Origin of the sequence: Bermanella marisrubri (assembly GCF_012295615.1) — a bacterium.
Lineage (GTDB): Bacteria > Pseudomonadota > Gammaproteobacteria > Pseudomonadales > Oceanobacteraceae > Bermanella > Bermanella marisrubri.
Window position 1 is genome coordinate 1455872 of record NZ_CP051183.1, and the last position, 13628, is coordinate 1469499.

The 13628-nt window shown below is 43.7% G+C and carries 10 protein-coding genes; 6 read left to right on the forward strand and 4 right to left on the reverse strand.

Annotation, left to right across the window (positions count from 1 at the left end):
* Window positions 1-127: 127 nt before the first annotated feature.
* From HF888_RS06735 to HF888_RS06745, 3 genes are read right to left on the reverse strand one after another with little or no spacing between them, the layout of a single operon-like run.
* Complete coding sequence (locus HF888_RS06735) at window positions 128-457, reverse strand: SET domain-containing protein (RefSeq protein ID WP_244957549.1); 330 nt, start codon at window positions 455-457, stop codon at window positions 128-130.
* A 19-nt stretch (window positions 458-476) separates the two neighbouring features.
* Window positions 477-1112: a TetR/AcrR family transcriptional regulator gene (locus HF888_RS06740; protein WP_165837029.1), complete on the reverse strand. Its 636-nt coding sequence runs from the start codon at window positions 1110-1112 to the stop codon at window positions 477-479.
* On the reverse strand, window positions 1102-2121 hold the full coding sequence (locus HF888_RS06745; RefSeq protein WP_007017555.1) for an AraC family transcriptional regulator: 1020 nt from the start codon (window positions 2119-2121) through the stop codon (window positions 1102-1104). The genes HF888_RS06740 and HF888_RS06745 overlap by 11 nt, the downstream gene beginning before the upstream one ends.
* A gap of 173 nt (window positions 2122-2294) precedes the next feature.
* Here HF888_RS06745 and HF888_RS06750 point away from each other — a divergent pair, with 173 nt between their 5' ends.
* Window positions 2295-3953, forward strand: coding sequence for a long-chain fatty acid CoA synthetase (locus HF888_RS06750; RefSeq protein ID WP_007017556.1), 1659 nt, complete (start codon window positions 2295-2297; stop codon window positions 3951-3953).
* 230 nt (window positions 3954-4183) lie between these two features.
* Window positions 4184-5026, forward strand: a complete 843-nt coding sequence (locus HF888_RS06755) for an MBL fold metallo-hydrolase (RefSeq protein ID WP_007017557.1) — start codon at window positions 4184-4186, stop codon at window positions 5024-5026.
* Here HF888_RS06755 and HF888_RS06760 read toward each other — a convergent pair.
* Window positions 4998-5870, reverse strand: coding sequence for a MaoC family dehydratase (locus HF888_RS06760; RefSeq protein WP_007017558.1), 873 nt, complete (start codon window positions 5868-5870; stop codon window positions 4998-5000). The two genes, HF888_RS06755 and HF888_RS06760, sit on opposite strands and share 29 nt — an antisense overlap.
* A 138-nt stretch (window positions 5871-6008) precedes the next feature.
* Here HF888_RS06760 and HF888_RS06765 point away from each other — a divergent pair, with 138 nt between their 5' ends.
* The 4 genes from HF888_RS06765 (at window position 6009) to HF888_RS06780 (ending at window position 13191) form a co-directional block, all read left to right on the forward strand.
* Window positions 6009-7031, forward strand: a complete 1023-nt coding sequence (locus tag HF888_RS06765) for an AraC family transcriptional regulator (RefSeq protein ID WP_007017559.1) — start codon at window positions 6009-6011, stop codon at window positions 7029-7031.
* Window positions 7032-7234: 203 nt separating this feature from the next.
* Window positions 7235-8533 (forward strand): OmpP1/FadL family transporter, encoded by a 1299-nt coding sequence (locus HF888_RS06770; protein WP_007017561.1) that lies wholly within the window; start codon window positions 7235-7237, stop codon window positions 8531-8533.
* Between the two features lie 10 nt (window positions 8534-8543).
* Window positions 8544-11522 carry an Ig-like domain-containing domain gene (locus tag HF888_RS06775; protein ID WP_007017562.1) on the forward strand — a complete coding sequence of 993 codons (2979 nt, stop codon included), beginning with the start codon at window positions 8544-8546 and terminating at the stop codon, window positions 11520-11522.
* A 196-nt stretch (window positions 11523-11718) separates the two neighbouring features.
* On the forward strand, window positions 11719-13191 hold the full coding sequence (locus tag HF888_RS06780) for an AAA family ATPase (RefSeq protein ID WP_007017563.1): 1473 nt from the start codon (window positions 11719-11721) through the stop codon (window positions 13189-13191).
* Window positions 13192-13628: the final 437 nt, after the last annotated feature.

Here is a 13628-nt window from a genome sequence, read left to right on the forward strand (position 1 = left end):
TATCCCCGAGAGTTAATTGAGCAATTTAACAATAAACAGCTCTGCCTCTTAAGGCAAAAATAATAGTGAGAGCTGTGAACTACGGCAGGTTTTAAGTGAATGAGTGTTCAGCTCTTATCTCTAGGTATTAGTCCCAGTCTTCGCCGTAATCATGCAGTAACTCTTCACCTTTTTTGATGCTTCTTATAGACATGACCGTGTAATCATCGTAATAGGCCACGTTTGCGTGTTTATTGTGATTGATAAATTTTAAATCGTTACTGACTTTGAATTTTTTCTCGCCATCTTCCATCCACAAAACATGAGGGCCATCACGGGTGACTTCCTTGCCCTCGATGCGACCGATTAGGCAGTCTTTCTTAATGTTGACTTTGGCAAATAAGCCTTTGCCATGGACAGGGCTTTCTTTTACTTCAACTAATTCATTTAGCTTGTCACTGGACATTTGATTATTCACTTATATTTCAGTGTTTCGTTTATTTGATACCTAGCAGGGCTTGCATACCTAATTGTACAAATCGCATCATATTTTGAGTAGGGGGGTTAGGCGCAAAGCTTGCCAAGGAAATAGGGTGAGCTTGGCCGAATAAAATTTGTGCAAGCTCGCGAGCGGTTAATTGACTTTGCATATGACCGTTTTGTAAACCATTAGCAATGGTTGGTTCAATAATATCAAGCACCTCTTCTTGGAAGCGGAGATATTTTGGCCAGCAATCATCACGGACGGACGCACCCCATTCCAACCAGATTTTTACTAAGTCAGGTTCACTGTGCGCGCAACCAATGAACGCCACGGCATGATCTTGTAGAACTCTTGCAGGATTATCTACGGCTTCTTCTTTGTGATGAAAGCTTTTTGCTAAATCAATATAGTACGCAGCAACATAATCGAGAACAGCATCGACTAGCTCTTCTCTCGTATTGAAATAATTAAATGCGGTTGCTACCGATACGCCACTTTTTTGCGCAACATCAGCGTGGGCAGCTCGACCAATCCCCCGGTTTGCGAAAACTGGAATAGCATCAAGTAATAATTGTTGTTTTCGTTGTTCTGGGGAAAGGCGTTTTGGGCTTTTCTTTGTGTTTGTTATTTCTATTTTATTATCGTTCAAGGTTTTCATCTCCTTCTCGATAAGCACCTGGGGTAATCCCAGTCCATTTTTTAAAGGCTCGGTGAAAGGTACTGGATTCAGAGAACCCGAGTTTTTCAGCTACTTCTTGTATGGATAGATCGCCGCGTTCCAAATAGTAGACAGCGGTATCACGGCGCATCTGATCTTTTAATTCTTGATAGGTTAATCCCTCATCTTTTAGGCGTCGCCTCAAAGTTTGTACGCTCATGTGTAAGGCATCTGCAATGTCTTCAAAATTAGGAAGCTCTTGTGACAAATCACTACCGATAATTTTTCGAATTTGCGCCACGAGGCTATTACCCTCGTCTGGCCTTGCGAGTAAATCGGCAGGGCTATGGATTAAAAACTGCCTCAGGGTGGTTTCCGTTTGTACTACTTTCTCTTGCAAAAATTTTACAGGGAAAATGAAGCCCGTTTGCTTCGCATCGAATTCAATATCGCAATGGAATAAACGACGGTATTCCGATTGATGCTCAGGAGCAGGGTAGCGCAATTGGGTTTTTAATAAATGAATTCGTCTACCGATCAGCCAACTGGAATAGCGATGCCAAATCACCAAGAGGGATTCCACCAGAAAGTGATCTGGATCGTTGAGTTGTTCATCGTGCAACACAATTTGAGCTTCTTCGCCAAGGACGACGAGCTCCAGGCGTGGCAGATTGGTGAATAACCCATAAAAACGGAATGCTCGAGTAATCGCCTTTTCTAAAGTCGGGCAATGAATCACCGCATGGCACATCATGGAGAACGTGCCAAGGATACTGGGTTCATGGGAGAACCCCATGTATTCATCTTCCATTGTGAGCCAAATGTGCTTAATAAGCATGGAATACTGAGCCGCTGTCACTGGAGCCATGGGTTCGGTTAGAACATCAGGGGATATGCCAGCTTGTTTTAGAAGTAATGCGACATCAAAACCGTTTTCTTTTGGACCGCGCAAAGCGGCCAAAACATAATGGTTGGGTATCGTGAAATCCTGTGTGCTCATGGAAATGTTTGAATTCCTTGTTTCGACGCTTTTTCTTACGCCATTTAGCGTTAGGAACAAGCATACACAAAGGCCGTACCCTAGGCTATAAATGTCCTAGACAAGTTACGATGCCTATGGTGTATTGGATGTCGAGATGCCCTTAGATCAATAACAAAAAAAAAGAGGTTTATATGCTCACGCCACTTGCCGCATTTTATGCAGCTGTTAAAGAACAGCCAAACAAAGCGTATTTACGCCAACCTAAAAATGGTGTCTTTAAAGAATATACGTGGGCAGACGTTGAGCGCCGTGCGCGCAATATTGCGTTTCAACTGCGCAAGCTAGGCATTGAGAAGAACGACAAAGTTGCGCTGTGGTCAAAAAACTGTGCCGAGTGGATCATCACAGATATTGCCATCATGATGGCCGGTGCGGTTTCTGTACCCCTTTATCCCGGGCAGTCGAAAAAGAACGTTCGCTTCGTATTAGAGCACAGCGAAGCGAAAGTTATGTTTGTTGGTAAGCATGATAATGATCAAGATGTTATCGATAGTATTCCGGAGAATTTTCCAACGGTAGGATTCCATGGTTATACAGGTCCAACCCACTACGATTTTGACCAACTGGTTAATGTACCTGCGGCGCAAGATTTTAAAGTAAACGAGCCGAGTCTCGAAGACATCATGACCATTGTTTATACCTCTGGCACAACAGGTCAGCCAAAGGGCACTGTACACAATTATCATGCCTATGCGTTTGCAGCTAGCAACGCAGTCGAGATTATAGGTCTGGGCACAAATGACCGTGGCATTAGTTTTTTACCCCTTGCTCACGTAGCAGAACGCGTTATCGTAGAGGGTCAAAGCTATTACGGTTGGTTTAGTATTTCTTTCGTCGAGTCCCTAGATTCTTTTCAGCGCGATTTAACCAGTATTCGCCCCACTTTATTCTTCGCGGTACCAAGATTATGGTCCAAGTTCCAAGAGGGTATTTTAGCCAAGCTGGGTGGCATGAAAAAATTCAATAAACTAATAAAGATTCCACTTTTGGGCAGCTTGCTGAAATGGAAAATTCGTCGAGGCTTGGGTTTAGATCAAGCGCGCTTATGTGGCTGCGGCGCGTCGCCAATGCCAAAAGCGTTAATTGAGTGGTTCGACGAAATAGGTATACCCATTGTCGAAGGTTACGGCATGACGGAAAACATGGCTTATGGCACATTTAATTTTCCCGATGATCGCAATGTAGGCTCGGTGGGGAAACCGTTTGCTCACGTTGATGTGAAGATCAGTGAGCAGGGTGAAATTCTTTTTAAGAGTGAGGCCCTAATGCTGGGCTACTACAAAGACGAAGAAAAAACTAAAGAAGCACTTGCTGGCGGGTATTACCATACGGGTGATAAAGGCCATATCGATGATCTTGGCTTCCTGCACATTACAGGCCGAGTAAAAGAGTTATTTAAGACCTCCAAAGGCAAGTACGTTGCGCCAGCACCCATAGAAGGTTTGTTAAGTGCTCACCCTCATATTGAACAGGTATGCGTCATGGGGTCTGGTAGAAATCAGCCGATTGCCGTTGTCGAACTTTCGGAAACGGCTCGCGGGCTAGATAAGGAGGCGCTAGAAGAAGAGCTTATTCAACACTTGGGAAAAGTTAATCAAGACCTTGAACATCATGAGCGTGTGGAGTGCCTAGTACTGACTCAAGAAACTTGGACGGTGGAGTCCGGTCTTATTACACCAACCTTGAAAATCCGTCGTGATACGGTAGAAGATCGATTCTATCAATATGTCGATGGCACTGTATCTTGGGCTCCTGCGCCAGAAGCCAATACTAGCTCGCAAGTAGCCTAAAGCTATCTCTGTGTTGTTGCTATCCCCGACGGGCAAGATGCTTTGTCGGGGGGCTAGCCGTCATCCCCGACGCGCAGAATGCTTTTGACCTGGGCCTAACCGTCATCCCCGACGCGCGAAGCGCTTTGATCGGGGATCCATTTGGCTTTTTTCGTCAGTCCTGGCGGCACTTTTTCCAATTGCTTCTACTTCGCTTGGTTGGCATTATTTGCCCATCAGAGGAATAAACCATGCCAGTTAGAAAGCATTATCAATACGGTCCCGTAACCGGTATCAAAGTAGGGCGCTTGAACCAAGGCGTTAATACCCAGTTTATCGTTTACCACATCCAAGATACGCTCATTGATACTGGGCCAAGTAACCAGTGGAAACATGTTAAGCCCTTCATTGAAGCGAGCAACGTACGTCAGCTTTTATTGACTCATCATCATGAAGATCATGCAGGTAATGCCGAGTCTATTGCAAAAATGTTAAAGCTGATTCCCAAAGCTCCTAAGCTTGCGCATAAAAAGTTAAAAAGTGGTTACGCAACACCCTTCTTCCAACGTCTAGTGTGGGGTAGTCTCAAGCCTGTGTCTGAAGTACATGAATTAGGTGATAAAGAATTTCTGCAGGATGGTAGTGAAATCATTCCAATACATACACCTGGGCATGCTAAAGATTTAACGGTTTTCTATCTACCTAAGCAAAAGTTTTTATTTAGTGGTGATCTATTTATCGCTAATCGATTAAAGATGCTGCGCAGTGATGAAAATCTTTACGATTTATTATCCAGCTTAAAAAAAGCGTTAGCATTAGATTTTGAAGTGATGTTCTGCCCCCATGGCGGTGTGATTGAAAATGGTAAAGTCGCATTAAAAGAAAAATACGATCATATTCTTGCGACTTGTCATCAATCTCAGGCAGAAAAAGCAAATAACCAATCGTTAGCGGATATCACCAAAAAGGTGCTTGGTGATGAAACATTTGTTGGAAAATTGAGTGGTGGTAATTTCTGTAAGGAAAATCTTATTAAGCAGGCGCTTGAAATTCCTGTGGCCGATTTTACTGGTGCCAATGCCCCTCAAGTTTAGTTATGCCATTTGTATCAAGTAGAGAAAAGCTTTGACTTTTTTCGTCTGTTAAATTGGCTTTTAATGCTACTTTATTTGGAAGATAGACAGGCTTTTTAAAAGTCAGAGATAGGGATTTAATATTTTCCGATTGGGTACATCTGTAAACGGCTAATAATCCCATGCACATACCATGAGCGATGGCCCGCTTGAAACCGAAGAGTTTAGCGCTTAGAGCACACAAATGAATCGGATTTGCATCTCCAGTTAAGGCTGCATATCGCCTTCCCAGGTTCGCAGGTACTTCCCAGTTTGCCTCAGTTTTAACAAACTCGCTGTTGCCGTTTTTGTTATTATGGCCAGATTGGGGCTGTTTTTTTGGTTGTGGAGTACGATATAAATAATCGTTGAAACTTTGCCAAACCAAACGATCATTTTGATATGCCTGCGTCAGAATACATGTGCATATCCCTTTATCAGTGTGTTCAATACTTTCCACGCTGGATACAAAGTCAATGCTTTTCTGATGATGGATAGTTTTGAGTGTATCCATTTTACTGGAAAGATGAACCAATCCCATAACAGGAAAGGGCAGGCGCTTATCGAGTAACAGTTTTAATTGTAATCGAAAAGACAGTAATTGAAGATAAGCAACAGGAATGTGATTGGATTCTTGTAACCCAACAAATGATTGGAACTTATATAAGTGTTGGGTTTCAATAACATTATCGTTGAGGCGAATGGCTAAACCAAGACATTGGCTTAAGTCTTTATTCTCTAGGCTTTTTTTTTCTTTCCCTTTAAAAAGGGCTGACCAATAAAGGCTAGGAATAGAAGGTGCGTGTTTTAATGTAGTAGCGTCCATAAAACCTCAACTGCTGGTTAACAGTGTGTTCCTAGATTTAACGCATTAAATGCGACAACTTTGTTACAGATGTTAATATATTTGGTATTTTAAGTACTGGGTCATTTAAGACAAAAAAATAATAATGGGGTTTGGCCAGTGAAGGATTCAGCCTATTTATTGCGATTAGTGCATGAAGCAATGGTATCAATGGGCCTAGATACAGCCACGATCTACAGTCAGGTTGGCGTCAAGGACAAACATGTTAACGCATTGGATGCGCGCTTTAAGCATAATGCAACCCATCAGTTTTGGGCCGCAGCCGAACGTGTTACGGATAATGCTCACATTGGCTTAAATGTCGCCGAAAACTTACCACCGTATCGCGGACAGGTATTAGAGTATCTTTTCTTAAGTAGCCCAACATTTGGCGATGGCTTGAAACGCGCTCTTAATTATCAGCGTCTAATTTCAGATGTTTTTCAAAGCTATCTAGATGTCAAAGACAGTACCGCCAGCCTCGTCATAGACACTCCTTTGGGTAAGGATCTGAGTCATCATTATATTGTTTGCTTAACTTATGGTGTTTGGCAATTTTTCTGCTGGATTACACGCAATCAATTCCAATTAAAACGCATGGATTTCATGTTCGATGCATTCGGCTACGAAGCAGAATATCAACGTGTATTTGGTTGTGAAATACGCTTTAACCAGCCAAACACGACCATGGTGTTCGATTCATGTGCATTGTCGGTAGAAAGTGATCATGCTCAGCCAGAGCTACTCAAACTTCATGAACAGTTGGCTTCCGAGCAAGTGGCTAAGTTAGAACAGCAAGACTTAATTCATGATGTCCAGCGCGTATTGGGAGAGTTGTTAGATAGCCAAGCAATTACACTTGATGCAGTAGCAGAACGTTTAGGCATGACTCAGCGCTATTTACGTAGTGCGTTATCACAAGCAGGTACGACGTTTAACCAAGTGGTGGCCGAATATCGCTGCATGTTGGCCAAGCATCTTCTGATGAAAACCAACGAGACGATTGATCAGATTGTCTATCTTACGGGCTTTTCCGAACCCAGCACTTTTTATCGGGCCTTCAAGCGTTGGACTGGTCTGACGCCCCTTGATTATCGCAAGCAGGCAAAAGTACAGAGAAAATCCATGGCGGTAATAGACTAGATCAAAGAGAGTAATTGGCCGAGATGACATTTTCGCGGCCAACGGGAGCCAATTAAAACCAGATTGGCTTAGATTATCCTTTGCACTACCCAAACATAATAAAAATAACACTCGGAGTAGCTGTAATGATGACTCACACTGTCTCGCGGACCAATAGCGCCACAAAGAAGAAGTGGCTGGCCGCATCGTGTTTCGGTTTAACAATGGCTTCAGCCATATCTGGCCAGGTCCATGCATCGATGGGTAACCTTGCTACCACCTTTGGCATTTTGCCATCGGATATGGCCACTGCCCAAGCCTATTCATTGTTTAACGATCAAGTATCCGCTGCCTATTACAATCCAGCCGCTTTGGCATTATCTCCCCGGGGTGAACTCACCATTGGTGCTATGCAAGCAAGCCCAGAGCTGATTGTTGAATCCAAAGGCGGTGCTAACCCGCCAACACGTAGCGGTAAAGTATTGGAATCAACCAATACAGAAAATGTGCTTGTCGGCATGAAAACCAATCTAACCAGTTTGACCAAATTTGAAACCCCTGTGTACCTAGGCCTAATTGCGGGCGTTGAAAAGTATGGCATGGAAATGCTGGCATTTGATTCCAGCACCGAGCTACAAGGTCAATTCTTTCAATATGGCCAAAAGCCCTTGTTTCTTTCTATCGCTGGTGCTGCAAAAGTGATGGACGGTATAAATGTAGGTGCTGGCTTACGTGTGACACTTCACGCTAGTGCCACAATGGAACTTGAATCCGATCTCGCCGGTAATACCAATAGCGAGAAACTTTCTGTGAGTGCTGAACCTGTTTTAATTCCTGTTGCTGGTATTACTGCAGATATGGGCGAACTGCTTTGCTCTGAAGACGAAGCGTGTTTCTGGCAAGGATTAGACTTTGCATTCTCCTATCGAGGTGAAAGTGATACGCAGACCAAGGTCAACGCAAACGCAACGATTCCCGGTACGATTCCAGATCCTGGCTTGCCGTTAATTGTAACCACTCTGGATGCCTACCAGCCCATGATTCTATCCTTTGGTACTAAATACGACTTAACATCCGATTGGGATGTAAGTGGTACCATCGAATTTCAACAATGGTCAACGCTAACGGATGAACTTAAAAAAGACACCATTAAAGACCAAGCGAATTTAGAGTTTAAAGACAGCTACATCCCTCGCATTGGCACTCGTTACAAGTGGAGTGATTTACTGACCTTAAATGCAGGTATTAGTTACGAAGAATCTCCATTAGAGAGCACTCAATCTGCCGATGTGAATGTTTTCGATAACGATCGATTAATCGGTGCATTAGGTTTAACCGCATATTATCGCGAAACCAAGTTCCTTGCGTACCCATTGCGGATAGATGCAGCGTATCAGTACCACCAACTGCAAGATCGCGAGTTTACATTAAGCTCTGATGAAGTTCCTGTATCACCGTATGAAGAAGTCAATACAAAAGGTTCCGCTCATGTAATCAGCCTGTCATTCTCAATGACATTCTAAGGAGGCGAGCATGTATCAATTACTTATTTTTGTATTCAGTTTAATGTTGCTCGCCGGCTGCGATAAAACCGGTGAACAGCAAACCGTCAGCTTTGATGGCTGGGAAAAATCCTACCTTGTTTATAGCTATCCATTTAATGGGCAGCAAAACGTATCTATCCAATCCAAAGTATCACTCATGTTTACTCATGCCATTGATACAGAGTTTATGGATAATCACATTAAGGTCTATGATAAAGATGGTAACCTGGTTCCTGGTCGAATCGAAGTTCAACCAGGTAACGACGCTGCCATTGACTTTTACCCTAATGAACCACTCAGAACAGGCGAAACCTATCGCGTCCAATACGAAGGCTTAAGCAGTACCGAACGTGGCTTGGTGCAAAACCCCAATGTTATTGAGTTTTCAACTATTGGTGTTAGTCGTGACGCGCAAAGTGGTGATGATGCAACAGGCTTCGACCCAAGTGAGTTTCATGTCATGTCCGCATTTCCAACGGATGATCTACCGTTTATGGATTTCTCGGTATTGCACTATACCTTTACACAACAAATAGACGTGAATAGCGTTAAGCTAGACGAGACATTTGCTTTCAAAAAAGCAGGCAGCACAGAAAGTGTTCCGGGCAAACTGCTAGTAAAAGACCGCTACATTATTTTTGACCCCGATGAAGACCTCACGCCGGGTCAAGCCTATACCCTAGAAATGACATCGGGCATTAAAAGCAAAGCGGGTATTGCCTTAACGCCAGAAGGCTTTGCCAACAAAACCTATATTCCTAACGACAGCCAGCCAAGAACCACCATGGTTCAAAAAATCTATGGCGATCCAGAGGTAGTATCGCCATTGTCTGGCTTACCACGCAACAGTGTGCCCGTTAACTCAACTCTTATGGGTGACGTTATTAGTTTTGCGCGTGCTAACTACTATACTGAGCTCGCGTTTATTCCAAACTTCCCAGAAGCCTCGCCATTTGTTATTCGTAAGGGTTCTGTTATTAAAGGCACGAAAATGCCGGTCAATATTGGTGGTGAAGTCAGTGGTGGCTATGACACGGGTGAGATTTATTTAACCCTGATCACAGATGCCACGGGTTATTTAATCAATAACGCCAACACCACAGATAAAAATGCACCCAAACAGGTACGTTTAGTCATGGATGTGGCCATGACCGCAGAAGATCCTCGTGCCAATGGTGGTCTAAGCCAAGACGTATTGCATATCAACTTATTTGGTATTGCCCAGCGCGAAAACGGAGTGCTTATCGTTGATACACTAGGTGAAATCAATCCAACACTGTTAGGCGTCGAAAAAGCTCAAGGCTTGGTATCATTTTTTCTTGAAGCCTATGCCGATCAAGATAATGCGCCAGTAAAAATCGAAGACGAAACCGCGCCAACACTGCAAAGCTGGTTGCCTGGTGATATTATCGGTCGCGTTGATCCAGCGGATGCCATTCTTCTTATTTTTGATGAACCATTAGACCAAGCAAACTTGCAGCAAGAAATTCAACTATGGCGTAACGAAACCGAGCAAGTGGACATTCATGTTACCAATGATGGTAGCTCCGTCATTATTCGCCCAAGTGAGCCGTTAAAATACAACTCTGATTATCGAGTGAAGCTAGGTGCCAACTTAGAAGACCTAAATGGCAACACCATAGAAGCACCATTTGATCTAACGTTTACAACACTCAGCTTTAACGATAGCAAATTAGCCGCGCCATTAGTGGGCTCAGCCTATCCTGGCTATAACTGTAAACTTACTGGTGGTGACTTGACAGTCGGTGATGCTGGTCGCTGTGAAGGTGGCAAAGCGACGGATGATCGCTTCCCAATTTTTAAACTGCCATCGAACCGTCCAATCAATATTACATTCAATCAGTTGATGGATACCGACACCTTTAAGCTAGGTGAAAACTGTGGTGAAGGCAGTATCCGAGTTGAAGTGATCAACGAACTGGGCGAATGCCAGTCAACGGTAGAAGGCAGTATTCAATATGATGGCTCACGCATTACCTTTGAGCCGCTAGTACCTTGGCAAGACGATACGCTTTATCGCTATACATTAAACAGTGCACAAAGCTCAGTGTGCGATGGCAGCGATGAAGTATTGTGCAGTGCCAATGGCTTACCACTTCGCACCGTACCGCTCACGTTAACCGTCGATAATATTGCGCAGGGTAGTGGCCCAATGAGCATACCGTTCGTAGCCATCGATCCAGATACCGAGCGAGTGTATAACCCATTAAGCAAACTGCCAGCGGCGGATGTAAACCGTAACTATATTCTCGAAGATAATGAGAATACCGAAGAAAGCCTAGAGCGTTTGTATAAAAACGCATCCAAACTTTCTGTTGCAGGTACAGGCGGACTGATCGGTGAAGCCAAAATCGGTTGCCGTTCAGGGGAATGTGAAGATGAGCAAAACATTTATGTATCCGGCTATTTACCAACCGTAGTTGGGCTTTACGATGCAGAAAACGACCGCATACCGGTAGAGCTTAACTCACAAGCGTTGGTGACCACGTCGGTTGCCATGCATACGCGCATACCACTGCTATTTAATACATGGCTAGTGAATGAAACTGGCCCACAAATCATGCGCATGCGTTACCGCACGGACAATGAAGGTAATCGCATACCGGATATCGGATACATTACATGGGACCCTAATTACGAGCGCGAAGATGGCACCATTGGTTCCGCTATGTTTGGTAGTACGATGAACGTCTATCTTGATGCACCAGGGTTAAAACCGGATGTCCCGATTTTAGGTGAAGAAGAAACCAATCTTCACAGCTACCCATTAACCGTAGAACTGTATGGCCCAATCGTATTCCTTCCCGATGGACGTATGGAAATACAGCTTAAAAACCAGAACAACGTACAACTCAATGTTGAAATCGGGGATAGTTCCAGTGTCAATTTAGAAATTCGACCACAGGACCTCTCCATCAATTTGGTATCCAAAATGGTTAAAAGCTAAACAGAAACTGTTTTCTTAAGGCAAGGCATTAACGCCTCATAAGAATCTTTGTCGTCGCACAAAGTGGCCCGTTGCCCCTCTGGTCCCAATCCAGAGGGGCTTTTTTATTGTTTCTATTCCGAGACTGGGAAACCGAATTAATTCACTGTATTCTCCCCACATGTCTTAATGCTGAAGTCAGGGATTTGGAAGACCCATGCAGGATATAGAAGATCTTCATCGCGTCATTTCTCATCATTTGCCCATTATCGTCGTAGAGTCCTACGAAGAGCGCCGAGCGCTTGAGTTGATCACTCGTGTGGCGATAAAACGGTCCGATGCCATGTATCAATGGACGCTCAGCGATGGCTTAAAGCGTGGCCAATTTGGTGAAGAGGCCGACTCTGAGGGCACCAAGAAACCCCTTGAGGTACTGAGATACATCAAGTCGAGTCAATCTCCAGCAGGCATGTACGTTCTATGTGATATGCATCCGTTTATCGAAGAGCCCATAGTTGTGCGCATGCTAAAAGACATTGCACTATCACGGGAAGAAACGGGAAAGACGCTGATCCTGCTTAGTTATGAAATGGACATCCCACCAGAAATTAGCCGCTTATGTGCTCGGTTTAAGTTCAAGTTACCAGGTGAAACCCAGCTCATGCGTTTGGTACAAGAAGAAGCCAAGCGCTGGAGTTCCAATAGTAAGGTAAGGGTCAAATCCGATCCGGCAACACTCAAGCAAATGATTCAGCACTTGAAAGGTGTGACCTACAGTGATGCCCGTCGTTTGATCCGTGGTGCTATCACCGATGATGGTGCTATTACCGAATCCGATCTTCCTCAAATCAATAAAGCCAAATTCGAACTCATGGATATGGATTCCGTATTGGCCTACGAATACGAGACTGCGCATTTCAGTGATGTGGCAGGCCTAAGCAAACTGAAAGAATGGCTATCCATTCGCAAGTCCTCCTTCCTGCACGAAAACGAATCCATGCGACCTAAAGGCTTATTGCTGTTAGGTGTGCAGGGCAGTGGTAAAAGTTTGGCAGCAAAAGCGATTGCGGGTAGCTGGCAGTTGCCCCTATTAAGACTGGATATGGGTGCCTTGTATAATAAATTCTTTGGTGAAACCGAAAAGAATTTAAGAGAAGCGCTTAACCTCGCCCAGCTCATGTCGCCCTGTGTTTTATGGCTAGATGAAATCGAAAAAGGCTTGGGTACTGACCAAAATGATTCTGGGGTATCACAGCGTATTTTAGGCACGCTATTAACGTGGATGGCTGAGCGCCCAGAGCCGGTATTCATGGTTGCCACTGCCAACGATATTCAAAAACTACCCGCAGAAATGGTGCGTAAAGGTCGTTTCGATGAAGTCTTCTTTGTGGATTTACCAAAAGAAGAAAGCCGACAAGCCATTTTTGAAATTCATTTGAAGAAACGCAATATCGACCCAGAATCAGTCGAGCTAGATACCTGCATCATGCAAAGCGAAGGTTTCTCTGGTGCCGAAATCGAACAAGCCATTGTATCTGCCATACACGTCGCAGAAGCAAGAGAAGAGCAGCTTGATGAAATGCACATTTTAGAAGAGCTAAACCGCACTCAACCGTTATCTGTGCTTATGGGTGAAAAGATCGATGCCTTGCAAGCGTGGGCAGAGGGAAGGACGGTTCCTGCGGATTAGTTTAAAGATAATAATTGTTAGTGTAAGTCTTGGTGTTAGCCTGTAGTATTTTGCTTGTCTTGATTAAGTAACCATAAATTTTTCTACAATCCCAACTTTGTGTTATCAAAGCATCCTAAATTCTTAATTCAATAGATTTCTAGGATTTAGGTAAACGGGTTGGGAATAAATACTATAGATATACCGAGTGATAGGTTTAATAGGTTGTCGATTGGCCATTAGATTTAGTGGCATACTATAAAGCCTTTTGAATAATTTTGAGGTAGAGAAATAATGCTCTATTTTAACCTAATTGTAGCTTTGGTTTTTTCTTATGTTTGTTATATTTTCTTGAAGGATGGGGTTTTAGAAAAAGAGCTGTCTTTTCCTAATGATGAGATTATTAGTTTAAAGGACAGGCCATTTTCATATACTTTTCTTATGCTCTTCTTTTTTTT